Source organism: Mycolicibacterium boenickei (genome assembly GCF_010731295.1).
GTDB lineage: Bacteria > Actinomycetota > Actinomycetes > Mycobacteriales > Mycobacteriaceae > Mycobacterium > Mycobacterium boenickei.
In genome coordinates, this window is sequence record NZ_AP022579.1 from 4,205,609 (window position 1) to 4,228,682 (window position 23,074).

The window sequence follows — 23,074 nt, forward strand, 5'->3', positions numbered from 1 at the left end:
CGGCCGGCGCCGGTCTGCCCGGCGGATCTCTGCGCGCTCATCGCACCCTTGACCACGCGTGGCGGCGGCTGCTAGACATGGCCCGAGTGTAGTTATTGGGCGATCGCCCAAAGTGGGCAGTGTGCCGGCACCCGGCACCGGCGATGAAGGTGGGCCATGACAGGACGGGTCGACGGCAAGGTCGCACTGATCACCGGGGCGGCACGCGGGCAGGGGCGCAGCCACGCGGTGCGCCTGGCCGACGAAGGCGCGGACATCATCGCCGTCGACATCTGCACGACCTTCGATCGGTCGCCTGCCGCGGGCGCCACCGCCGAGGATCTCGCCGAAACCGCGAACCTGGTCAAGAACCTCGGTCGCCGTATCGTCACCGCCGAGGTCGACGTGCGCGACTTCGACGCGCTCAAGGCTGCCGTGGACAGCGGTGTCGAGCAGCTGGGTCGGCTCGACATCATCGCCGCCAACGCGGGCATCGGCACCACCGGCGTGAAGCTGGACCGGATGGATGAGGATCTCTGGCAGGAGATGATCGACGTCAACCTCAGCGGGGTGTGGAAGACTGTGAAAGCCGGTGTGCCCCATATGCTCGCGGGCGGGCGCGGCGGTTCGATCATCCTGACCAGCTCGGTGGCCGGGTCAAAGGCCTACCCGTTCACCGGTCACTATGTCGCGGCGAAACACGGCGTCGTGGGCCTGATGCGCAGCTTCGCCGTCGAGTTGGGCCAGCACTCGATCCGGGTGAACTCCGTTCATCCGACCCACGTCAACAGCCCGATGCTGATGAACGAGAAGACCTATCGCATGTTCCGGCCCGACCTCGAGAATCCCGGACCGGACGATCTCGCGCCGATCTGCCAGACCTTCCACATGCTGCCCATCCCATGGGTCACCCCCGAGGACATCAGCAATGCGGTCCTGTTCCTGGCCTCGGACGAGGCCCGTTACATCACCGGGGTCACCCTCCCTGTCGACGCCGGCAGCTGCCTGAAATGAGCGTCTATTACGACCCCTACGACGTCGGCATCGTCGCCGACCCGTATCCGGTGTACGCCCGCCTTCGCGATGAGGCGCCGATCTACCACAACGAGCGTTACGACTTCTGGGCGCTGTCCCGGCACGCCGACGTCGAGCGGGCGTTGTCGGACTGGGAAACCTTCTCCAACAGCCGAAGTGACATCCTCGAGCTGGTCAAGTCCGACTTCGACATGCCGCCGGGCGTGATGATGTTCGAAGACCCGCCGATGCACACGCTGCTGCGCGGACTGATGTCGCGGGTGTTCACACCGCGGCGGATGGCCGAGATCGAGGATCAGATCCGGCAGTTCTGTGTGCGCTGCCTGGACCCACTGGTCGGCTCGGGCGGATTCGACATCATCGCCGAACTGGCGTCGATGATGCCCATGCGGGTGATCGGAATGTTGCTCGGCATACCCGAATCCGAGCAGATCGGGGTGCGCGACGCCAACGACGCCAACCTGCGCACCAAGCCCGGTGCGCCGATGAAGGTGGTGCAGGCCGACCGCATCGCCGACGGCCGCATCTATGCCGACTACGTCGAGTGGCGGGCCAACAACCCCTCCGACGACCTGATGACGGCGCTGCTGAACGTCGAGTTCACCGACGAGCGCGGGGTAACCCGAAAGCTTGAGCGCAAGGAGGTGCTGCACTACACGCAGGTGGTCGCCGGCGCGGGCAACGAGACCACCGGACGGCTCATCGGCTGGCTGGCGAAGGTGTTGGCCGAACACCCCGACCAGCGTCGCGAGGTGGAGCAGGACCGCTCATTGTTGACCCGCGCGGTCGACGAGACACTGCGCTTCGAACCCACCGGCCCCCACGTGGCACGTTGGGTGGCAAGAGATTTCGACTACGACGGCACCACGGTGCCGGCCGGTAGCGCGATGCTGCTGCTGTTCGGGGCGGCCAACCGCGACCCGCGTCGGTACCGCGACCCCGACACCTTCGACATCCATCGCGCCACCTTCAGCCACCTGACTTTCGGCAAGGGTCTGCACTACTGCCTGGGCGCCAACCTGGCCCGGCTGGAGGGCCGCGTCGCGCTCGACGAGCTGCTCAACCGGTTCCCGGAATGGGAGATCGACTACGACAGTGCGAAACTCGCGCCCACCTCGACTGTGCGCGGTTGGGAGCAGCTGCGCATCGTAGTTTGACCGGCCTCGGTGAACTGACTGTGGTGAACTGGGCGGCGTGAACATCTGGATCGGACAGGCCCGGCGCAGCGTCAGCGGCGAGGTGCCCGCACCGCCCGAACAAGTGCGGGCGTTCTACGTCGATCTGGACAACATTTCCCAGGTGCATCCCCTGGTGCAGTGGGTGCGCCGCACGTCCCGGGTCGAACTGGCCGACGGATACCGGCAGGACTATCAGGTCCGCGACCGAATCCCGCTGGGGCCATTCACGCTTCCGATCACCTACCGGGCCCGGCTCATCGTCCCCGCCGCGGGTGCGGTGACCGCCCAGGCCCGGCAGTTCCCGCAGGTGCGCCTGGACAGCCGGGTCGACTTCGCCGCGACCGAGACCGGAACCCGGATCACCGAGGACTTGACCATCGCGGCGCCGAGGCCATTGCTGGCGATCACCGTGGGGCAGGCGGTCGCCGCCCACACCACGATGCTCGCGGCGATCGGAAAACTGTTCGGGGCCTGAGCCTTCGGGCTACGAAGCGCTGACCGCCCCGGCGTGCTCGGTGGCCACCGACTTGGCCCAGCGGTAATCGGCCTTGCCTGCGGGGGAGCGCACGATCTGCTCGGACCGGACGAATGCCTTCGGGATCTTGTAGCGCGCGATCGTCCGCTCACACACCGTCGCGAGTTCCTCGTCGGTGGCCGAGGCACCTTCGGCGAACTGCACGACCGCCACGACCTCGTTGCCCCAACGCTCCGACGGCCGGCCGACCACGACCACGTCGTAGACGGCGGGGTGTGCGGCGACCGCCCGCTCGACCTCCTCGACGAAGATCTTCTCACCGCCGGAGTTGATGGTGACGGAGTCACGGCCCAGCAGCTGAATCCGTCCGTCTTCCAATACGTTTGCCCGGTCACCCGGAACCGACCAGCGCACTCCGTCGATGGTGGGGAAGGTGCGCGCCGTCTTGGCCTCGTCGCCCAGATACCCCAGCGGGATCAGGTCGCGCCGCGCCAGCCAGCCGCCGCCCTCACCGGGGCCGAGCACCCGGGACAGGTCCTCGGCGACCACGGCGGTATCGGACTGGGCGTTGAAGGTGGCGGCCTCGGATTCGGTGCCTGCGGTCGAGGCGGTGCTCATCTGGGCGCCGGACTCCGACGCGCCGACCGCGTCGATCAGCATCAGGTGCGGCAGCGCGGCCAGGATGCGTTCCCGCACGGTCGGGGAGAGCGGTGCGCCGCCGTTGCTGATCGTGAACAGGCCGGACAGGTCGTAGTCGCCCTTCTCGATCTCGTCGATCAGCGGCCGGGCGATCGCGTCACCGACCACGGGGATGCTCAGCACCCGTTCGCGCGCAGCCAGTTCCAGCACGTTGTCGGGGCGCATCCGCACCACATCGTCGGGAATCACGAGCTTTCCGCCCATGGTGATGGCGTTGTAGGCGGCCCACTGCGCGGCGCCGTGCATGAACGGCGGGATCATCAGCAGCGACAATCCGCCACCCGCGGTGCGGGCCCGCTCGGCGAGTTCCTCGTACGACGCGATGAAGGTGTCGCTGCCGAACGGCCGGCCACCCATCGAGGACAGGAAGATGTCGTGCTGGCGCCACAGCACGCCCTTGGGCATGCCGGTGGTCCCGCCGGTGTAGAGGACGTAGAGATCGTCGCCCGACGGAGCCGGCATCCCTGCCTGTGGCGCAGGGGTTTTCAGGATCGTCTCGTAATCGACGGCACCGGGCAGCAGGTCGTTGCCCGATTCGTCGGCGACCTGGATGAGCACCTGCAGGTTCGGCAGCTGGTCGCGGATCGCGGCCACCCGGGGCGCGAACTCGGCGTTGTAGATCACCGCCCGGGCGTTCGAATCCTTGAGCAGGTAGAGGAGTTCCTCCTCCACGTAGCGGTAGCTGACGTTGAACGGTGCCACCCTGGCGCGGTAGCTGCCGATCATCGACTCGAGGTACTCGTTGCCGTTGCGCAGGTAGATGCCGAGGTGGTCCTGGCCCGATTCGTGTCCGGCCAACCCGTCGCGCTCGGTGTGCACACCGAGACCGGCCGACACCAGGTAGTGGGCAAAGCCGTCGACGCGCGCGTCGAACTCGGCGTAGCTGAACCGGCGATCCCGCCACACCAGGAAGGTTTGATCGGGCACGGCCTTTGCGACCGTGGAGAACACTGTGGACAGGTCGAACTTCACGTCGGCGCTCATGGCACTCCTGGTGTGCACGGATTCGGGCCCCACGACCATACACGGATCACTTCGCTGTATGGCCGAGGGGATGTGACCCGCGCCTCAGACCCGGGGCCGGGCCGGGGTCAGACGGGGAAGAACCCGTCGCCGGTCAGCACACCCGGCTGCCAGCCCTGCGGTCCGAGGCACAGCATCGGCCGCCCGTCCGGCGACTGAGCGGCTTCCTGCGGCCCCGGGCACGGCGAGCCGATCTCCTGCACGCCGTTCAAGGGATAGGCGTAGGTCCAGAAGCCGGTGTACACCGGCGGCCACTGGTTGGGAATCCACTTGCACTGCATCGCCGTGCCGCCCGGGCCGCGACCGAACACGTTGCGCTCCCAGCTGAAGCACGGTGCGCCGTTGGACGCCTCGTAGCTCATCCCGGGAACGTCGGTGGGGTAGCGGCCCGGATTGTCCGGGTACATGTTGCTGTTGTCGTCGGCCAGAGCGCCCGGCGCCACCGAGATGGCTGTTGCCAGTGCCGCCGTGGCGACCGCCGTCGTGGCGAAGAGTTCGCGAATCATGTCCCACCCTCAGCATTGCCGGCCGCCGGTCGAATCGGGCCGGGCAGTTCGTTGACTTTGGGGCAGAAGCCTAGCCGGTCCCGCGCGTCGGGAGACGACAATTCGGGCCGTTGTTACTCACCGGTATCGGCGTCGAGCACGCTGACCGCGATGCCGTACGGCAAGAACCTCACCCGGCGGCCCGGATCGGTGTTGCTCGCGTTGGCCCGCAGGGCTTCGAGCTCGTTCGGGTAAACCTGCTCGATATGGGCCCCGCCGGCGTCGTCGACCGTGTAGATCGCCCACACGCCGTCACCCTTCTCGCCGGTGGTCTCCGGCTCTGTCCTCGGGCGCGAGAACCGGGACACCTCGTCCAGCAGCCCCGCCCAGCCGACGCCCTGACCCGGGTTACCCAGGAATTTGCCCAACCCGTCGAGGGCATCGCGCAGTCCCTCACCGGCCTCGCGGGCGACGCGGTCGAAGTCCTCGGGGTCGAACCCGAACGGTCCACTGCCACTCATTGCGTTCTCCTCGGTGGTTGTGGGCTGGCCCCACGTGTCCAACTCCAGTGTGCGCGCACGAGCGGCGGGGCGGGATGGTAAACGATCCATATGTCATTCACACGGGACGAGCTGCTGGCCACCGTCGAGTTGTCACCGCAGGCAGCGGGTGCGCACGACCGACAGGGATGGGTGGGGCTGTTCGCTGCGGGCGGACAGGTCGAGGATCCGGTGGGCTCTCGGCCGCACCGTGGCGCCGCCGAGATCGAGCGGTTCTACAACACCTTCATCGCCCCACGCGACATCACCTTCCACCGGGACGTCGACATCGTCAGCGGCTCGACCGTGATCCGCGATCTCGAGCTCGAAGTCGCCATGAGCCCGTCGGTCACCATGCGGATCCCGGCCTACCTGCGCTACGTCGTCTCGCCCACCGCGGACAGAGCGGGTATCTCCGCGCTGCAGGCGTACTGGGAGCTGCCCGCCATGATCGGGCAGTTCGCCCGGGCCGGCCTCGGCGCCATCCCGGTCGGACTGCGCCTGTCCGCCGCGTTGCTGCGCAACCAGGGGCCGACGGGCGCGCTCGGGTTCGTCAAGGGAATGGGCGGTGCAGGTCGGGCGGGTAAGCGTTTGATGGCCGGGCTGCTCGACGACCTGTGCGCCGGGGACGCGGTCGCGGTCCAACGGCGGCTGGGTGCCGACACCGCCATCCGCGCGGGCGACGACGGACCGCTGAGTACATCCGGGTTGGTGGAACGCGCCTCGGGTGCGTCGTGGCGCAAGCTGATCGCGTCCGGGTCGAGTGTGGTGGCCGGACTGGACCGCGACGGGCGCCGGGCCGTGCTGATCGCCGATCTCGGCCGCGGGGCTCACGCGGTCACCCGGTTGCGCCACTACGCGGACGAGACGTGACGAGGCAAACCGGCCCGGCTGCACCGTCCCCGCACGTCGTCGTGAGACCGTAGAGGGATCATGGCTGATCACGCTTACATCACCTACGAGGAATTCGGTCGCCGGTTCTTCGAGGTGGCCGTATCCGAGGAACGGGTCGGCGACGCCATCGGCGCGATCGCCGGCGACGCATTCGAGATGGGGCCGATCGCTCAGGGACCGGGCAAGATCGCCAAGGTCACCGCTAGGGTCAAGATCCAGAAGCCCCGGGTGAGCCGCATCGTGGGGGAAACCATCACGTTCTCCATCCGGATCCCGCTGGAGATCGACATGGTGATCGACCTGCGCATCGACCGGCCCAAGTTCATGGTGTTCGGCGAGATCGCCCTGCGGGCCTCGGCGCTGGCCGCCGAACCACTCCTGCTGATCCTCGACGTGAAGAAGCCTCGGCCGTCCGACATCTCGATCCACGTCACGTCCAAGTCGCTGCGCGCCGAGGTGCTGCGCATCCTGGCCGGCGTGGACGCGGAGATCAAGCGGTTCATCGCCGCGCACGTGGCGGGCGAGATCGACAGCCCGGCATCCGAGCAGGCCAAGGTGATCGACGTCGCCAAGGAGCTCGACTCGGCCTGGGGCGGGATCTGACGCCTGGGAAGGCCTCGGCACCAGGCGAGCTGGGCGGGCCCGTACCATTACGGCCATGCAGCGCAACGTGATCCGTTCTTCCCCAGTGCTCTCCACGATGGGAGCCGCAGTGGTGACCGGGATCGCGACCGTCGTCATCGCCGCGCCGGCCCAGGCCGATCCGGTCGACCAGACGTTCGTCGACGCGCTGGGGCAGGCGGGCGTGAGCGCGGTCGATCCGGCCCAGGCCGTGGCGCTCGGCCAGTCCGTATGCCCGATGCTCTCCGAGCCCGGCCAGAATGCCGCCGACGTGGCCGCCAAAGTCGCCGACGCCGGCGGGATGTCGCTCGGCCCGGCCACGATGTTCACCGGGATCGCGATCTCCACGTTCTGCCCGGCGATGGTGGCCAAGGCAGGCGAAGGCAACCTGACCGGCGGCCCGGCCGACCTCGCCTGGTCGATCCTCGGTTTCGGTTAGGCGCTCAGGTACATCAGATCGGGACGGCGGGGGGAGCGCCCCACGCCGCCCGACTGTCCGCGCAGGTGCCGCCACAGCCACGGCATGAGCATGTTCTGCGTCCACAGCACCTGGGAGTAGGCCCGCGACCGGAACGACTGGGTCTGGTCCGGGCCTGTTGCCAACGCCCAATCATGGTTACTGCCAGGCAATCCGAGTGCCTCGGCCGCCGCCGCGGCGAACAGTTGGTGGCCCTTCGCGGAACCGTGTACCCGATCGGGGCTCCAGGTTTCCGGTTCGCGCATCGAGGGCGCCGAGTACAGGTCGACGAGGAGGAACCCGTACCGGTCGGCGGCCCCGTTGATCGCATCGTTGATCTGAACCACCCGCTTTCCGAGCAGCCTGCCCACCGGAAGGATCTGGGTGATGTCCGGAAACGTGGTGGTGACGACGGTGGCGCCGGAGTCCGCGAGCATCCGGTAGATGCATTCGAGATCGCCCAGCGCGCGGGTGAACGAACGTCCGGGCCGGGTCACATCGTTCATCCCGATGCAGACCGTCACCAGGTCGGGATGCATGGAGAGGGCGGTGGGCAGTTGGGTGTTCAGTACATCGCCGATGCGGTGGCCGCGAATCGCGAGGTTGGCGTACCCCAGCCCCGGATGCAGCCCGTCGAGCCGCATCGCGAGCCGATCCGCGAAACCCATCAGACCGACGGTGTCGTCGCCATCCCACAGGCCTTCCGTCTGGCTGTCGCCGAGGGCGACATACCGGGTGAAACGTCGCACGCTGGCGACTCTAGCGGGCGCCGGACGGTGCGCCGCACTCAGACACCAAGGAGGGGCGCCCGAAAAGGGCGCCCCTCCTTGATGTTTCACGCAGTTTGGGCTTACTTCACGTCCACGTAAACCGTCTTGTTGACGACATTGGTCTGCAAGCTGTCGCCCGGGTTACCGGAATCTGTCCGGGTGTAGGTCTGCCCCGGTCGTACCGCCACCACGGTCGCCTTGTCCAGCGGGGTGGAGCCGACATGGTTGACGACCACCTTGTAGCCCTGGGCCTGCAGTTCGCTGATGGTCTGTTGGGCGTTGCCCGGTCCGGTCGGCGCGGCCTGGGCCGGTGCGGCCAGACCGATCACTGCTGCGGCTGCTGCGCCTACCAGCGCTGTGGCAAATCCGAGCCTCATCATCTTTGGTGCCTTCTTTCCTGTTCTGTTATGCCGCGAGCGGCGACCCGGCGACGGGTATCCGCCGGGCGCCGTAGCTAGTTCGTTTAGGTGTTACTCAAGTGTTAACCGGCAGTTCACAAATTAAATTCCGGCACACCGAAAACTGTTGACGAGGGCTGCGTCACACTCGGGAACCGGGTCGGGGCTCGGCGAGTTCGGGTGCCGCCGGAGTGATGCGCATTACGGGCCTCTGGCAAAGTGGTCCGCGTCACCGGTGTTGCCGCGACGATGTCACCGCGTAGCGTGCAAGCCGTGGCAAAGCTGAGCGCCGGTGTCCTGCTGTACCGCTTCGCCGGGACCGATGTGGAAGTACTGATCGCCCACCCGGGCGGGCCGTTCTGGGCGCGCAAGGACGCCGGGGCATGGTCGATTCCCAAGGGGGAGTACGCCGACGGGGAAGATCCGTGGGCGGCGGCTCAACGTGAGTTCACCGAGGAACTCGGCGCCCCGCCGCCCGGCGGCCCGCGCATCGATCTCGCGCCGGTGCGCCAGGCGGGCGGCAAGCTGGTCGCCGCGTTCGCGGTGCGCGGCGACTTCGACGTCGCTGCGGCCGTCAGCAACACGTTCACGGTGGAGCTGCCGAAGGGGTCGGGCCGGTTCGTCGAATTCCCCGAAATCGACCGTGTCGCTTGGGTTTCGGTGGCGGTGGCACGCGTCAAGCTGCTGAGCGGGCAGCGTGCCCTGCTGGACCAGTTGATGACCGCACCCGAGCTGGCCGGCTACGGCGAAGGTCAGCCGGAAGCCGGGTGACGGGTCAGAGGTCGAGGGTCAACCGGTGACCGGCCTCGGCCCGCGACACGCACGTCAGCAGATAGCCTGCGTCGCGCTCCGGGTCGGTGAGCAACGTATCGCGGTGCTGCACCGCCCCGTCGGTGACCCGGATCCGGCACGTGCCGCAAAACCCTTGCTGGCATGAGTACGGCGCGTTGACCCCGGCCCGGCCCAGTGCGGCGAGCAGAGTCTCGTCGGCTCCGACGGTCACCTCGGCGCCGGTCGAGGCGATCGTCACCGAGAACTCGGCACCGTCGACAACCGGTGGCGCCGCGAACCTTTCGAAATGCAGCTCGACGTCGTCACGGCCGATGAGCGCGGCCCGGATTCCGGTCAGCATGGGGGCCGGGCCGCACGCGTACACCGTGGTGCCGTCGGGGCAGTCGCCGAGCAGATCCTCGGCCGTGGGCAGGCCGTCGACGTCGTCGGTACGGATCTCGATGCGGTCGCCGAACCGGGCGAGCTCGTCCAGGAACGGCAGGCTGTCACGACTGCGGCCCGCGTAGACCATCGTCCAGTCCACACCCAACTGTGCGGCCAACCCGAGCATCGGCAGGATCGGGGTGATGCCGATTCCACCCGCGATGAAACGGAACCGCTGGGTGGGCGACCCGTAGCCGGGCACCGTCAGGGCGAAAGCATTGCGCGGGCCGTGGGTACTCACCCGGCTGCCCACTCGCAGGCTGTCGTGCACCTCGACCGAGCCGCCGCCGCCATCGGGGATGCGCCGCACGGCGATTCGATAACGGTCCGCCACGCCGGGATCGCCGCACAGTGAGTACTGCCGCACTCGGCCACTGGCCAGGTGCAGGTCGATGTGCGCACCGGGATACCACTGCGGCAACCTGCCGCCGTCCGCGGCGGCCAGGGTCAGCGCGATGACGTCCTGATCGTGGGCCACCACCTCCCGGCCCGTCACCGTCAGTTCGATGGTGCGATCCAGTTCCGGTGGCGGACTGGGCCGCCGGACCAACCTGCCGACCGTCCAGATTGTGGCGATGGCTGCGCCTGCGGCGCCGAGCATCGGATCGTGCCGGAAACGGCCCGACATGCTCGGTGGCAGCCGGCGGTATCGCGATAGCAGGCCCGGCATACCGGTGCCCGTCACAGGTGGGCGGCCCGCGCCGCGGGTGAGCTCGCCAGGTAGGCGACCGCCTGGGCCGTCGACCCCATCTCCTCGGGAGAGAAGCCGGGCCGGCAGTAGGCCAGGGTGTTGGAACCGAACATCCGGGAGAACTTCGGCAGCAGTCCCAGCTTGGAATCACGCATACGCATCTTGTTCATGCGCCACCAGCCGATGTCGAGGGTCGGGTCACTCTTGACCATCGCCCAGCAGCCGCGCTGGAAGAACAGGTACACCGCGGTCGCGGCGATCGACATCGCCCGCACCCGGCTGAAATAGCTGTCCTGGAAGTACACCGCGACATCGTGGGCGACGCTGCGGTGCTCGACCTCCTCGGCGCCGTGCCAGCGGAACAGGTCGGTCATCGTCGCGTCGGCGTCGTGGTCCTCCCACGCGCAGTTCAGCACGAAGTCGCCCAGCACCGCCGTGTAGTGCTCGATCGCGGCGATGAGCCACAACCGGTCGCACAGGTTGGCCAGCCTGCGGCGCGGATCGGGGGAGTCCGACGGTGCCAGCGTCTTGGTGAACACGTGCTCCACCAGAGACAGCACCGGCTGGTAATCCACCCCGTGGTTGGTCAGGAACTCGTCGAGCACCTGATCGTGGGTCTCGGCGTGGGTGGCCTCCTGGCCGATGAAGCCACGCATGTCGTCGGCGAGCTTGGGATCGCGCACGTACGGCAGCGCTTCGTTGAACGTCGCGACGAACCAGTGCTCGGCCACCGGCAGGACCACGTTGAACAGGTTCACCATCGACGAGGCCACGGGATGGCCGGGGATCCAGTGCAACGGGATGTCGTCGAGATCGAAGTGCACCTTCCGGGCCTGGATCTGTACCGGGCCCGGGTCGATCTCATGGTCGAACCGCAACGGACGCAACATCGAGAGCCTCCCTGGGATGAGTGGACTCTCAGCAGTGTACGGATTTAGGTGGGAACGGCGGTACCGGGTGGCCCCTTTCGGGGCGCCCGCTTCGGGTCAGGCCGGCGGCGGCGTGCCCGCGCCAGGTGCCCCGGCGATCGGGACCACCGGGGTCGGCGTCACCGTGGTCACCCCGTTGCTGCCGACCCTCGGGCCGCCCGGGACCGCTGATTCGGCGCCCTGTTCGGCGGCTGCCTCGCTGCAATCCAGCATCAGGATCATCTTGCCGCTGGAGTTGACCTTCTGAGAGTCCACCAGGCACTCCGCCTGCGGCAGGGCGCTACCGAACGAGCCACCGAAGGTGGCCTTGATGCCCTGGCTCTTCAGGATCGCCAGCGCCTTCATATAAGGCTCCCCGACGACGTTGACCGAGGCTGCGCTCGGCTGCGAGGTGGCCGTGCCTGCGGCCAACATGGCGATCGAACCGGCGGCAAGCAGGCCACCGCCGAGCGCAACAAGCTTCTTCACGTGAACTCCGTCAGTCGGGTGCGGTTGCGAACATATCGCAGCAGTGACGAATGTGAAACCGGAGAAGACGCCTTGCGCGTTACATCCCGGTCCGGCCCGGGTGGCCGGTGATCGTCGACATCACGTCGCACAACGCCGCCGCCCGCGGGTCGGTGAACACGTCCTCGACGAGTAGCCGCCTGCCGTCCGGACCGGCCAGTGGTATCCGCCAATTCGGGTATTCGTCGGTGGTGCCGGGCTGATTCTGGGTGCGCATGTCGCCGACCGCGTCGGCCAGCGACAGCGCCAGCAGTCTCGACGGGGTGCGGCCCAGATAGCGGTACAGCGCCGCCACGACCTGATCGGTGTCCGCATCGGCTCCGAGCAGTCCGACCCGGCGCAACTCGTCGAGCCAGGCGGCCTGGGCGGTGCGGTCCGCCGCCAGTTCCTGGTCCACCGGCCGGGTGAGCAAGCCCAGTTGCTCGCGCAACCGGACGTGCTCACCGGCGAGATAGCCGGAAGTTGGCGGCAGGTCGTGCGTGGTCACCGAGGACAGGCAGTACTCGCGCCACCGTTCGGCTTGCAGCGGCCCACCGGACTCATCGGACTCGAACCACAGGATCGAGGTGCCGAACAGGCCCCGCTCGTGCAGGTAGTCACGCACCCACGGCTCGACCGTGCCGAGGTCCTCGCCGACCACGAGGGCGCCGGCGCGGTACGCCTCGAGCGCGATGATGCCGATCATCGCGTCGTGGTCGTAGCGCACATAGGTGCCCTCGGTGGGTGCGGCCCCCTTCGGGATCCACCACAGCCGGAACATCCCGATGATGTGGTCGATGCGTACCCCGCCGGAATGCCGCAGCGCCATGTTGACCACGGCCCGGAACGGTTCGTAGGCCTGCTCGACGAGACGGTCCGGCCGCCATGGCGGCTGGGACCAGTCCTGGCCGAGCTGATTGAACTCGTCCGGCGGTGCGCCCGCGGTGACGCCGAGCGCCAGCACATCCTGCAGCGCCCAGGCGTCGGCACCGTCGGGATCGACGCCGACCGCCAGGTCACTCATGACGCCCAGTTCCATCCCGGCCTGCACCGCGGTGGCCTGGGCGACGGTGAGTTGCTCGTCGAGCAGCCACTGCAACCACCGATGGAAGTCGACCGCGGGGGCATTGGCCGCCGCGAATGCGGCCACCTCCGGGTTCGCCGGATGCTGCAGCGCGTGGGGCCAGCCGTGCCAGTCCGCGCCGTACTGTTCGGCCAGCGCGCACCAGATCGCGAAATCGTCGAGGCTGCGACCCTGCCGGTCCCGGTAGGCGGCGTAGGCCACCTCGCGTCCGGCCGAGCGTTCGACCCGGTACACCTGCTCGAGCGCGGCGCGTTTGGCCTGCCACGCCCCGTCGCGGTCAATCGTCGGGTTGCGGTCGGCGCGCTTGTTGAGGGCGGTGCGCAGGCCCCGGATCCGGCCGCGGTGCCGCACCGAGGCGAACTCCGGGATGGCCTCCACCCGCAGGTACAGCGGACTGCCGAAGCGCCGGGAGGTGGGCAGATACGGCGAGGGCTCCATCGGTGCGGTCGGAGCGGCCGCGTGCAGCGGATTGACCAGGATGAAGGCGGCCCCGTGCTCGGCCGCCGACCACACCGCCAGATCGGTCAGATCGGTGAGATCTCCTGTGCCCCAAGAGTGTTGCGAACGAACGCTGTAGAGCTGGGCGGCCAGGCCCCAGGCCCGCCGCCGTCCCAGCCGGGTGGGCAGGTCCAATGTGGCAGGGGAGATCACCACCGGGGTCTCGGTATCGGACCCGTCGAGCCGCAACCGGTGATAGCCCAGTGGCAGGTCCGCGGGCAGCTCGAACGTGGCCTCACCCACCAGCCGGTCCCCGAGATCGTATGGCGGCCGGTTGTTCTCCAGCTGCCGCAGGCCGCTGCGTTCGGTGCCGTCTTCGAGGAGCACCGTCAGGTCCACCGGATCGCCATGGGTGACGTGCACCCAGAAACTCGACGCCACGCCCGCTCGGCCCAGCACGATGGGCGGCAGGGATCGCTGCCAGTATTGGCGGTCGTGGGCCGCCAATGCGTCGGCCCGCTCCTGTTCGGTGCCTGCCGGTACGCCGAGCGCTTCCAGTACCGCCACCAGCGTCGACTCCGCGACAGCGGTACGCAGGCCGGTCCAGTCGTCGAACTCGGCGGCCACGCCGTAGCGGCGGGCCAACTCCAGCAGGGCCGATGACGAAGTGGTCATGACACCAATCTTGGTGCCCAGAGCGCGATCGTGTCAGTCGACATCGCGGGCCAGCAGGTCCTCCCAGGTGTCCCGGCGGACCACCAGCCGAGCAGTTCCGTTGTGCGCGAACACAACCGGAACGCGACGTGCCCCGTTGTACTGGTTGGACATGGTGTAGCAGTAGGCCCCCGTGACCGGTACCGCCAGCAGGTCACCGACCTTGGGTTCACGTAGGGCCACCGCATCGATGAGTTGATCGCCGGATTCGCAATGCCTGCCGACGACGCTGACGGTCTCGCCGCCGCCGACGCGGTTCGCGATGGTCGCCTCGAACCGCTGCGCCGTCAGCGACACCTCGAGGTTGTCGCCCATCCCGCCGTCCACCGCCACATGGGTGATCAGCCCGCGTTTGACGGTGGTGACGCGGTACAGCGTGCAGGCGGTGGTCGCGACCATGCTGCGACCGGGCTCGACGATGATGCGGCTGTCCGGCGGCAATAGCGCGCGGGCCTGAGCCACCATCGCCTCGGCGTAGTCATCCAGACCCGGCGGGTGTTCGTCATACGTGTAACGCACGCCGAGCCCGCCGCCGAGGTCGTACACGTCGAACGTGCCCAGCGCGGCGATCGGCGCCACCGCAGCGGCCAGCTGATCGACGTTGAGCAGCTGCGATCCGACGTGGGTGTGCACGCCGTCCAGGCGTAGCCGCGGGCTGGCCTCGATGCGGGCGATCGCCGCCCGGGCGTCGTCGGGCATCAGGCCGAACTTCGACCCCGCATGTCCGGTGGCCTGCGAGGCGTGCGTGGCGGCGTCGACGCCCGGAATCACCCGCACCAGACATGCTTGCCGGTGGCCGGCTGGCACGATCCGCTCCAGCCGGTCGATGTCGTCGAAGTTGTCGACCACGATCAGCCCGACGCCGCGCCCGACGGCCAGGGTCAGCTCTTCGTCGGTCTTGGCGTTGCCGTGCAGCACCAGCCGGGCCGGGTCGGCACCGGCCTTGAGCGCGGACAGGATCTCGCCGCCGCCCGCGACATCGAGGTGCAGGCCTTCGGCCGCCATCACACGTTGAACGGCAGTGCACGGGAAGGACTTCGACGCGAACGCGACATCGCTGCGCGGCCAGCGGTCGCGGAATGCCGCGAGGTAGTCGGCGGCCCGCTGACGTAAGGCGCCCTCGTCCACCACGATCGCCGGAGTGCCGAACTGCTCGGCGATGGCGTCCAGCCGGCAGCCGCCCACCATCAGGGTGCCGTCGGAGTCCTGTTGTGTTCCCGGTGGAAACAGGCCGATCAGGTCGTCGGCGGCGGTCTTGCTGATCGTCACCGGTTCAGCGTGCCACTGGCCGGGCGCGCTCGGGTGCTGTTAGTCTGTCTGTAACGATCCTTACAGAGGTAGGTTCAAGTGACGCCCGCATCGACCAGGCGACAACAGCAGGGCGCGGATTCCCGCGAACAGATCCTCGACGCCACCGAGCGGCTCATGGCCACGCGCGGCTACGCCGCCACCTCGATCAGCGACATCCGCAAAGCCTGCGGACTCCCGGCCAGCTCGATCTACTGGCATTTCGGGTCCAAGGACGGCGTGCTCGCCGCGGTGATGGAACGCGGCGCCGACCGCTTCTTCGCGGCCATCCCCAGCGGCGCGAGCATCGATGACCAGCTGGCCGTCCTGGCGGACCTGCAGTCACAGCGCCCCGAGTTCCTCCGCATCCTCTACCTGCTGTCGCTGGAACGTAGCGATGACCCCACGGTGACCGCGGTGGTGCGCCGGGTGCGCGACACTGCCGTTTCCCGGTTCTCCGCCGCCGTCCGCAGCCAGTTGCCCGCCGCCGTGCCACCGTCTCGTGCCCAGCGGGTGGTTGCCGAACTCACCGCGTTCGCCGTCGCGCAATCCGACGGCGTGTTCTTCGCCGGGCACCTCGAGCCCGACAGCGTCGACGTGGCCCGCATGTACCAGCGGCTGTGGCAGGCCGTCACGGCCCTCATCCCGATTCTCCTGGAGGAAAAGTGACCGGCAACACCGCGATCATCACCGGCGCGAACACCGGGCTGGGATTCGAATGCGCCCGCGCGCTCCTGGAATCCGATCGGGGATGGCATGTGGTGCTGGCGGTACGCGACACCGCGCGGGGCTCCGACGCGGCAGCGCGGCTCGGCAGTGCCGGACGCACCACCGTCGCAGAACTGGACCTGGCGTCGTTGCGGTCGGTGCGCGATTTCGCCGACACCGTGGCGCGGCTGGACGTTCCGCCGGTGACCGCCGTGGTGTGCAACGCCGGCCTGCAGCTCGTCGCGGGCACCCAGACCACGGTGGACGGTTACGAGATGACCTGGGGCGTCAACCATCTCGGCCACTTCGCCCTGGTGCGGCAGATGCTCGACACGTTGACGGCCCCGGCGCGGATCGTGGTGGTCAGCAGCGGCACCCACGACCCGGATAGGTTCACGGGTATGCCTGCGCCGCAATACAACTCGGCCGAAACCCTGCTGTACCCGCCGGCGCACGGCCTGACCGGCGAAGAGGGCAGGCGGCGCTACACCACCTCCAAGCTGTGCAACATGCTCTTCAGCTATGAGTTGGACCGGCGGCTCGGCCACGGGGCCCGCGGAATCACGGTCAACGCGTTCGACCCGGGCCTGATGCCGGGATCGGGTCTGGCCAGGGACTACGGGAGCGTCCAGCGGCTGGCCTGGCGCCTGCTCATGCCCGCCCTGCGACTGCTGCCCAATGTGAACAGCACCAGACGGTCGGGAACCAACCTTGCCGCGCTCGTCGCCGATCCCGCCCTCGAGGGCGTCACCGGGGCGTATTTCGAGGGTGCCCGCCGGATCCGGTCCTCGCGCGATTCGTACGACGAGGCCAAGGCCTCCGACCTGTGGCAGGTCAGCGAGCGGCTGGTGTCGGCGGTCGGCTAGCTTCCCGGATCGCAGTAGTGTCGCCTCAGTGACATCCGGATCGGTCTCGGCGCAACGCGACATCGTCACGCTGCGCCGAGCCCGGATCGCGGTGGGCGCGCTGTTCCTGACCAACGGGGCGATCTTCGCCAATCTGCTGCCGCGCTATCCGGAGATCAAGGCCGATCTACACCTGAGCAACGCGGTGTACGGCGCCGCCGTCGCCGCGTTCTCCGGCGGCGCACTGGTCGCGGGACTGACCGCGGCGACGCTGATCCGACGTTTCCGCAGTGCCCGCGTGGCGGTCGTCGGCACCGTCGCGCTGGCCGCGTTCGTCGTCGCAGCCGGCGTCGCGGGCACCCCACTGCTGTTCGCCGCGGCCCTGTTCCTGGCCGGGGCGTGCGATTCCGTCGTCGACGTCGCACAGAACGCGCACGGGCTGCGGGTGCAACGTGCCCTCGGCCGTTCGATCATCAACTCGCTGCATGCGGTGTGGGCCGCGGGCGCCATCCTCGGCGGGCTCACCGGTGCCGGGACGATCGCGCTGGGCATCCCGCGCGGCATCCATCTGTCGGCGGTGGCCGTGTTGTTGAGCGCGGTGGCGCTGATCGCCTACCGCTACCTGCTGCCCGGCCCCGACCACGACGACCATCCGGCCGCGCACGCCGCGACGCGGACCAGAGCCGGACCGCGGGTGTACCTGATCCTGCTCGCCCTGGTGCTGATCGCGATCGCGGGCGCCACGGTCGAGGACGCCGGAAGCTCGTGGGCCACCCTGTATCTGCGCGACTGGCTGCATGCGCCGCCGGCGCTCGCGGTCTTCGGCTACATCGCACTGGTCGGGTTCATGTTCGTCGGCCGGCTGACCGGCGACCGGCTGGTCGACCGGTTCGGCGAGGCCGCGGTGGCGCGCGCGGGCGGGTTGATCGCCGCCGCCGGCATGGGGGCCGCGCTGGCGGTCCCGACCATCACCACCACGATCGCCGGATTCGCGCTGGCGGGCCTCGGGGTGGCCACCCTGGTGCCGGCCGCCATGCATGCCGCCGATCAGTTGCCCGGGCTGCGGCCGGGCACCGGCCTGACCGTGGTCACCTGGCTCATGCGGGTCGGCTTCTTCGGGGCGCCGCTGCTGGTCGGATTCGTCGCCGATGCCGCCGGGTTGCGGGCCGGTCTGCTGGCCGTGCCTGCGGCCGGGGTGGTGGCGGTGCTGCTGGCCGGGGTGCTGCCGCGGAAGGGGTCAGTGCGTGGGCCCGACGCCGGCGAGCTCGATCGTGAACACACCCGACACGATTAGTGCGATGCCGAGCATCATCACCGGGGTCAGCGGCTCCTTGAACAGGAACCTGGCGATGACCGCGACCAGGGCGACCCCGCACGCGGTCCAGATTCCGTAGGCGATCCCCACCGGCACGCCCAACGACAGCGCCAGCCACAGCAGATAGAACGACATCACGTAGCCGGCGACCACCGGGGCGATCCACGCCTTGCGACGGAACCCGTCCGAGGCCCGCAGCGCGAGCGTGGCGAACACCTCGACCAGAATGGCCCCGGCCAGCGCCAGCCACATCATGATTCGGCCTGCCGCGGGTGCGACCCGAGTTCGACCAGCAGCACGCCGGCGATGATCAGACCGATGCCGGCCACGATCGGCCAGGTGAACGGATCGCCGAACAGCGCCGCGGCCAGCACGGCCGTCGCGGCGGTGCCCAGCGCACCCCAGATGCCGTACGCGACGCCGACGGGCATCCCGGCGCGCAACACCAGGGTCAACAGCACGAACGCGGCCAGATAGCCGGTCACCACCAGCACCAGCCATGCCGGGTGGTCCTGGGACGCGCGCAGCGACAGCGTGGCGCTGACTTCGGTGGCGACGGCCGCCATCAACAACGCCCAGGTCCGCACCCGACCAACTTATCCGATCACAGCACCAGCCCCAGCCGCGGCGGCCGGGTGCCGTGCAGCGTGTGGTTGCCCAGGTGCACGTACTTCCAGCGGGCCGGATCGTGCAGGGAATGCGTGCGCACGTTGCGCCAGTGCCGGTCGAGATTCGCCGCCGAGTCGGTCCCCGAGGTGCCGGTCAATTCGAAGATGGCACTGGCGATTTCGACTGCGTACTCCTGGGCCAGCGCCTTGGCCCCGGCAACTTGCAGCGACGCGCGAGCCGCCGTGTCGCGGGACAGTTCGGCCTCGGCCAGCCCCTCGTCGACCAGCGCCGTGCCGTGGGCCAGCAGGGCCTCCAGCGCATACAGCCGGGCGGTGAGCTCACCGAACCGGCGAACCACGTGGGGCTCCTCGTCGGCGCGGGTCACCCCGGCCAGCACGGCCTCCTTCCACGGCCGCGACCGGGTGCGGACGAACTCGGCGCCGTCTTCGAGCGCGGCACGGGCGATGCCGATGTCCACCGCGGCGTGCAGGGCCTGGTCGTATGCGCCGAGCACACTGGGCGGCCCGGTGACCGGATCCGGTGCGGCGCCCTCCTCGATCACCAGCTCCCCGTCGACGACGACGTCGGTCAGCCGCACCTCACCGCTGGCGGTACCGCGCTGGCCGAACGCCGACCACTGCTCCAGATCCAGCGTGACGCCGTCCTGGTCCGGCCGGACGAACACCGTGGCGGTCTCGCCGTCCCGGCCGGCGATGACGGCGGCCACCGCGATCCACTTCGCGCCGAGCGCGCCCGTCGCGTAGTACTTCGTGCCGTTGAGCACCCACGTTCGGTCACCCCGCGGGGTCACGGTGGTGTGCCGGTCCAACCCGGTCGGGGTGCCGCGTTCGGCGGAGGCATTACCCAGCTGCGCACCGGCCAGGATGTCCGCGTAGATGCGCGGCGCCGGCTGCGTTCGGCCGAGGCCCGAAATCACCTGTCCGATCACGAAATGCGACAGCAGCAGCTGGCCGATGGCGCTGTCGCCGCGGGACAGCCGGCGCAACACCTCGACCTTGACGGCCGCCGACAGGCCCGGCCCGCCGTGCTCGGCCGGCACCACGACGCTCAGCAGGCCCGACTCGGCAACCTGTCGCAACTGGGGCAGCAGCGATGCCCGGGAGTGTTCCCGCTCGGCGCTGCCGGCGGCCAGTTCGGCGGCGAGTGCGTCGGCAGCGGCCAGGGCCTGCTGCGCCGTGCTCAGAACTGTGGGCGTGGTGGTCGGATCGACGTCGGTGAGGGTCATGGCGGCCGACGCTACGACGGGTGCGGCGCGGCGCCGAGGTTTGCAACCAGCAGGAATCTTTTCCGGCCCCACCAGGCCGGTGAGTACCGTGGGGGAGTTCGCCAGATTTACCGAGGAGCCCGCATGACCGATCCGACACCCGTCTGTACCAGCGGCGGTCCGGTCGTCGACACCGGGTACGGCCCGGTGCGTGGGTCCGACGACGGAACCGTCAAACGGTGGCTCGGTATCCGCTACGCCGCCGCGCCGGTCGGTGAGTTGCGTTGGCGGGCACCGCAACCGCCCGCACGCCGGCAGGAGATCGTCGACGCGACCGTGGCCGGGCCGGTGTGCCCGCAGATCACCGATCCGAGGCTCCCGCTCGACCTCGGCGGGCGCCAGGGCGAGGACAGCCTGGTGCTCAACGTGTGGGCGCCCAGCGGAACCGAGGCCGGCGACGGCAAACCGGTGATGGTGTGGGTGCACGGCGGGGCCTACGTCCTGGGCTCGGGCAGTCAGCCGCTGTACGACGGGTCGGTGCTGGCCGCCGAAGGTGATGCCGTAGTGGTCACGCTCAACTACCGGCTCGGCCCGTTCGGCTTCCTGGACCTGTCCCAGTTCAACGGACAGCCCGGTGCGCGCGGACTGCGTTTCGACACCAACCTCGGCCTGCGGGATGTGCTGCTCGCACTCCACTGGGTCCGCGACAACATCGCCGCCTTCGGTGGCGATCCGCGACGGGTGACCCTGTTCGGCGAATCGGCAGGCGGCGGGATCGTCACCACCCTGTTGGCCAGCCCGGCCGCCGAGGGCCTGTTCAGCGCGGCGATCGCGCAGAGTTCGCCGGCGACATCGGTGTACGACGCCGAGCGATCACGGGCCGTGGCCGGCCAGTTCCTCGAGCGTCTCGGCATCTCGGGCGACGAGATCGGGCGATTGTCCGGCGTGCCGGTGCCCAGCATCCTGTCCGCGGCCAAAGACGTGTTCGATGCGGTCCCGACGCAGACACCGGGCTTGCTGGCCTTCGCGCCCGTCGTCGACGGCGACGTGGTGCCGGATTACCCGGTGGCGGCGGCCAGGGCGGGGCGCACGCACCCGGTACCGCTGATGATCGGGACCAACGCGCACGAGGCCACGGTGTTCCGCTGGATGAAGTCACCGCTCATGCCGATCACCCCTGGCGCGCTGCGGTCCATGTTCGCGGCGATCACCGCCGAGCAGCCCGGCTTACAACTGCCGACCGAAGCCCAGATCACCTCGGCCTACGCGGGTTTGCGGCCCAAGGCGATCGGATTGGGCATGGCGCGTGACATCGGGTTCCGGATGCCGACGCTGTGGTTCGCCGAGGGGCACAGCGCGCTCGCCCCGGTCCACCTGTACCGCTTCGACTTCACCACCCCGATGCTGCGGCTGCTGCGGCTCGGCGCCGCCCACGCCACCGAGCTGCCCTACGTCTGGGGCAATCTGGTTGCCGGCTCGAAAGATCCGACGTTCAAGCTGGGCGGGCTCAAGCACGGACGTGCGGTGTCGCAGCGGGTGCGTCGGCGCTGGGTCAACTTCGCCGCCACCGGGCAACCCACGGGCGCCGTCGGCGAACCCGTGTGGCGGCCGTACCGCCGCGAGGACCGGGCCGCCCTGGTGATCGACAAGCAGGACAAGACCGTCGCCGACCTGGACCGCGATCTGCACGCGGCCTGGGGGAGCCAGATCCTCAACTTCCGCTGAAGGATCCGCTGAGATGAAGACACCGACATGGACATGATCAGGTCCGTCCTGGACTTTCTGCCTCCGCCGATGCGCGACCCCGTGTTCTTCGCGATCCCGTTCTTCCTGGTGCTGCTGACCGTCGAGTGGGTGGCGGCCCGCCGCCTGGAGCACCTCGAATCCGACCGGGCGCCTGCCGGCGCGTTCCAGACGCGCGACGCGTGGGCGAGCATCTCGATGGGGCTGGTGTCGATCCTCACGACCGCCGGATGGAAGTTGCTGGCGCTGTTGGGCTATGCGGCGATCTACGCCTATCTGGCACCGTGGCACCTGCCCGGAAACCGGTGGTACACCTGGGTGATCGCGATCGTCGGCGTGGATCTGCTGTTCTACGCGTACCACCGCGTGGCCCATCGGGTGCGGTTGATCTGGGCGACGCACCAGGCCCATCACTCGAGCGAGTACTACAACTTCGCCACCGCGCTGCGGCAGAAATGGAACAACAGTGGCGAGATCCTGGCCTGGATTCCGTTGCCGCTGCTCGGTATCCCACCTTGGCTGGTGTTCGCCAGCTTCTCGGTCAACCTGGTCTACCAGTTCTGGGTGCACACCGAGCGGGTCGGAAAACTCTGGCGGCCAATCGAATTCATCTTCAACACGCCCTCGCACCATCGCGTGCACCACGGACGCGACCAGCTGTACCTGGACCGCAACTACGGCGGCATCCTGATCATCTGGGATCGGATGTTCGGCACCTTCCAGCCGGAGGTGTTCCGGCCGCACTACGGGCTGACCAAGCCGGTGGACACCTTCAACATCTGGAAGCTGCAGACCCACGAGTACGTGGCGATCGCTCACGACGTGCGGCGGGCCGGCCGATTGCGGGACCGGCTGGGCTACATCTTCGGCCCGCCGGGCTGGCAGCCCGCCGAAGTCTCCGAACCCCAGTCGGTCGGGTAACGCCTCCGCCCGGCCCGACCCGGGCGGTCGAGCTGACCCGTGGTCACCGTGGTCTGGTCACCGTGGTCCGGAACCGCCACAACCATTGGCCGACACAAGAATTGACGTCAGCCACTATTCGGGAAAGGTGTCGATTCGCGACACGCCGCGCCGGGGCGATCCGGGTCCGCCGACGTCGAAAATCCCAGTGTTCCCCAGTGTTTGTGTGACGTTTGAATTCGGGCCGAGCCGAATAGCACCAAAGCAAACCTCGAATCAGTAAGGTCGACTGAACCGGGTGAACAACCCGGATCACGGTCCAGAAAGGGGCA

25 protein-coding genes are annotated in these 23,074 nt (G+C 68.8%); 12 read left to right on the forward strand and 13 right to left on the reverse strand.

Annotated elements, in window-relative coordinates; translation table 11 throughout:
- Positions 1-156 precede the first annotated feature (156 nt).
- Genes G6N57_RS19920 through G6N57_RS19930 form a run of 3 tightly spaced genes read left to right on the forward strand, consistent with a single transcriptional unit; the run spans position 157 to position 2,667 of the window.
- Entirely contained in the window at positions 157-993 is an 837-nt protein-coding gene (locus G6N57_RS19920; RefSeq protein ID WP_077740909.1) for a mycofactocin-coupled SDR family oxidoreductase, read from the forward strand.
- The gene (locus G6N57_RS19925; RefSeq protein ID WP_077740908.1) at positions 990-2,171 is read left to right on the forward strand and encodes a cytochrome P450; all 1,182 of its coding nucleotides are present in this window, start codon (positions 990-992) and stop codon (positions 2,169-2,171) included. Before G6N57_RS19920 ends, G6N57_RS19925 begins: the two co-directional genes overlap by 4 nt.
- 37 nt (positions 2,172-2,208) lie before the next feature.
- Positions 2,209-2,667, forward strand: coding sequence for an SRPBCC family protein (locus G6N57_RS19930; protein WP_077740907.1), 459 nt, complete (start codon positions 2,209-2,211; stop codon positions 2,665-2,667).
- A gap of 9 nt (positions 2,668-2,676) precedes the next feature.
- Here the strand turns inward: G6N57_RS19930 and G6N57_RS19935 are convergent, their stop codons facing one another.
- The 3 genes from G6N57_RS19935 to G6N57_RS19945 all read right to left on the reverse strand — a co-directional run bounded on the left by G6N57_RS19935 (position 2,677) and on the right by G6N57_RS19945 (position 5,395).
- On the reverse strand, positions 2,677-4,350 hold the full coding sequence (locus G6N57_RS19935) for an acyl-CoA synthetase (protein ID WP_077741963.1): 1,674 nt from the start codon (positions 4,348-4,350) through the stop codon (positions 2,677-2,679).
- Positions 4,351-4,457: 107 nt separating this feature from the next.
- Positions 4,458-4,895: a hypothetical protein gene (locus G6N57_RS19940; RefSeq protein ID WP_077740906.1), complete on the reverse strand. Its 438-nt coding sequence runs from the start codon at positions 4,893-4,895 to the stop codon at positions 4,458-4,460.
- A 113-nt stretch (positions 4,896-5,008) separates the two neighbouring features.
- A complete protein-coding gene (locus G6N57_RS19945) occupies positions 5,009-5,395 on the reverse strand; it encodes an Rv0313 family protein (protein WP_077740905.1) in 387 nt (128 codons plus the stop codon).
- A 90-nt stretch (positions 5,396-5,485) separates the two neighbouring features.
- Here G6N57_RS19945 and G6N57_RS19950 point away from each other — a divergent pair, with 90 nt between their 5' ends.
- Genes G6N57_RS19950 through G6N57_RS19960 form a run of 3 tightly spaced genes read left to right on the forward strand, consistent with a single transcriptional unit; the run spans position 5,486 to position 7,367 of the window.
- Complete coding sequence (locus G6N57_RS19950; protein ID WP_077740904.1) at positions 5,486-6,286, forward strand: ketosteroid isomerase family protein; 801 nt, start codon at positions 5,486-5,488, stop codon at positions 6,284-6,286.
- 60 nt (positions 6,287-6,346) lie between these two features.
- A complete protein-coding gene (locus tag G6N57_RS19955; RefSeq protein ID WP_075922842.1) occupies positions 6,347-6,910 on the forward strand; it encodes a hypothetical protein in 564 nt (187 codons plus the stop codon).
- A 55-nt stretch (positions 6,911-6,965) separates the two neighbouring features.
- Positions 6,966-7,367 (forward strand): DUF732 domain-containing protein, encoded by a 402-nt coding sequence (locus G6N57_RS19960; protein WP_077740903.1) that lies wholly within the window; start codon positions 6,966-6,968, stop codon positions 7,365-7,367.
- Here the strand turns inward: G6N57_RS19960 and G6N57_RS19965 are convergent.
- Both G6N57_RS19965 and G6N57_RS19970 read right to left on the reverse strand, forming a co-directional pair.
- A complete protein-coding gene (locus tag G6N57_RS19965; RefSeq protein WP_077740902.1) occupies positions 7,364-8,134 on the reverse strand; it encodes an SGNH/GDSL hydrolase family protein in 771 nt (256 codons plus the stop codon). The two genes, G6N57_RS19960 and G6N57_RS19965, sit on opposite strands and share 4 nt — an antisense overlap.
- A 101-nt stretch (positions 8,135-8,235) precedes the next feature.
- On the reverse strand, positions 8,236-8,535 hold the full coding sequence (locus tag G6N57_RS19970; protein ID WP_036449714.1) for a hypothetical protein: 300 nt from the start codon (positions 8,533-8,535) through the stop codon (positions 8,236-8,238).
- Between the two features lie 291 nt (positions 8,536-8,826).
- Between G6N57_RS19970 and G6N57_RS19975 the strand changes: the two genes are divergently transcribed.
- Entirely contained in the window at positions 8,827-9,324 is a 498-nt protein-coding gene (locus G6N57_RS19975; protein ID WP_077741962.1) for an NUDIX hydrolase, read from the forward strand.
- 4 nt (positions 9,325-9,328) lie between these two features.
- Here G6N57_RS19975 and G6N57_RS19980 read toward each other — a convergent pair whose 3' ends face one another.
- The 5 genes from G6N57_RS19980 to lysA all read right to left on the reverse strand — a co-directional run bounded on the left by G6N57_RS19980 (position 9,329) and on the right by lysA (position 15,379).
- The gene (locus tag G6N57_RS19980; RefSeq protein WP_165777770.1) at positions 9,329-10,438 is read right to left on the reverse strand and encodes a PDR/VanB family oxidoreductase; all 1,110 of its coding nucleotides are present in this window, start codon (positions 10,436-10,438) and stop codon (positions 9,329-9,331) included.
- Between the two features lie 11 nt (positions 10,439-10,449).
- On the reverse strand, positions 10,450-11,349 hold the full coding sequence (locus G6N57_RS19985; protein WP_077740901.1) for a metal-dependent hydrolase: 900 nt from the start codon (positions 11,347-11,349) through the stop codon (positions 10,450-10,452).
- A 96-nt stretch (positions 11,350-11,445) separates the two neighbouring features.
- A complete protein-coding gene (locus tag G6N57_RS19990) occupies positions 11,446-11,856 on the reverse strand; it encodes a hypothetical protein (protein WP_077740900.1) in 411 nt (136 codons plus the stop codon).
- 79 nt (positions 11,857-11,935) lie between these two features.
- A complete protein-coding gene (gene malQ / locus G6N57_RS19995; RefSeq protein ID WP_077740899.1) occupies positions 11,936-14,071 on the reverse strand; it encodes a 4-alpha-glucanotransferase in 2,136 nt (711 codons plus the stop codon).
- Between the two features lie 33 nt (positions 14,072-14,104).
- On the reverse strand, positions 14,105-15,379 hold the full coding sequence (lysA, locus tag G6N57_RS20000) for a diaminopimelate decarboxylase (protein WP_234815686.1): 1,275 nt from the start codon (positions 15,377-15,379) through the stop codon (positions 14,105-14,107).
- A gap of 78 nt (positions 15,380-15,457) precedes the next feature.
- Between lysA and G6N57_RS20005 the strand changes: the two genes are divergently transcribed.
- From G6N57_RS20005 to G6N57_RS20015, 3 genes are read left to right on the forward strand one after another with little or no spacing between them, the layout of a single operon-like run.
- Positions 15,458-16,066, forward strand: a complete 609-nt coding sequence (locus G6N57_RS20005) for a TetR/AcrR family transcriptional regulator (RefSeq protein ID WP_234815685.1) — start codon at positions 15,458-15,460, stop codon at positions 16,064-16,066.
- The gene (locus tag G6N57_RS20010) at positions 16,063-16,971 is read left to right on the forward strand and encodes an SDR family NAD(P)-dependent oxidoreductase (protein ID WP_077740898.1); all 909 of its coding nucleotides are present in this window, start codon (positions 16,063-16,065) and stop codon (positions 16,969-16,971) included. The genes G6N57_RS20005 and G6N57_RS20010 overlap by 4 nt, the downstream gene beginning before the upstream one ends.
- Positions 16,972-16,999: 28 nt before the next feature.
- Entirely contained in the window at positions 17,000-18,244 is a 1,245-nt protein-coding gene (locus G6N57_RS20015) for an MFS transporter (RefSeq protein ID WP_097926028.1), read from the forward strand.
- Here G6N57_RS20015 and G6N57_RS20020 read toward each other — a convergent pair.
- From G6N57_RS20020 to G6N57_RS20030, 3 genes are read right to left on the reverse strand one after another with little or no spacing between them, the layout of a single operon-like run.
- Positions 18,188-18,517 carry a DMT family transporter gene (locus tag G6N57_RS20020; RefSeq protein WP_077740897.1) on the reverse strand — a complete coding sequence of 110 codons (330 nt, stop codon included), beginning with the start codon at positions 18,515-18,517 and terminating at the stop codon, positions 18,188-18,190. The genes G6N57_RS20015 and G6N57_RS20020 overlap by 57 nt on opposite strands.
- Positions 18,517-18,852: a DMT family transporter gene (locus G6N57_RS20025; protein WP_077740896.1), complete on the reverse strand. Its 336-nt coding sequence runs from the start codon at positions 18,850-18,852 to the stop codon at positions 18,517-18,519. Before G6N57_RS20025 ends, G6N57_RS20020 begins: the two co-directional genes overlap by 1 nt.
- Before the next feature lie 17 nt (positions 18,853-18,869).
- Positions 18,870-20,120 carry an acyl-CoA dehydrogenase family protein gene (locus tag G6N57_RS20030; protein ID WP_077740895.1) on the reverse strand — a complete coding sequence of 417 codons (1,251 nt, stop codon included), beginning with the start codon at positions 20,118-20,120 and terminating at the stop codon, positions 18,870-18,872.
- A 123-nt stretch (positions 20,121-20,243) separates the two neighbouring features.
- Between G6N57_RS20030 and G6N57_RS20035 the strand changes: the two genes are divergently transcribed.
- The gene (locus tag G6N57_RS20035) at positions 20,244-21,824 is read left to right on the forward strand and encodes a carboxylesterase/lipase family protein (protein WP_077740894.1); all 1,581 of its coding nucleotides are present in this window, start codon (positions 20,244-20,246) and stop codon (positions 21,822-21,824) included.
- A 27-nt stretch (positions 21,825-21,851) separates the two neighbouring features.
- Positions 21,852-22,763, forward strand: coding sequence for a sterol desaturase family protein (locus G6N57_RS20040; RefSeq protein ID WP_077740893.1), 912 nt, complete (start codon positions 21,852-21,854; stop codon positions 22,761-22,763).
- The last annotated feature ends 311 nt before the right edge of the window (positions 22,764-23,074 follow it).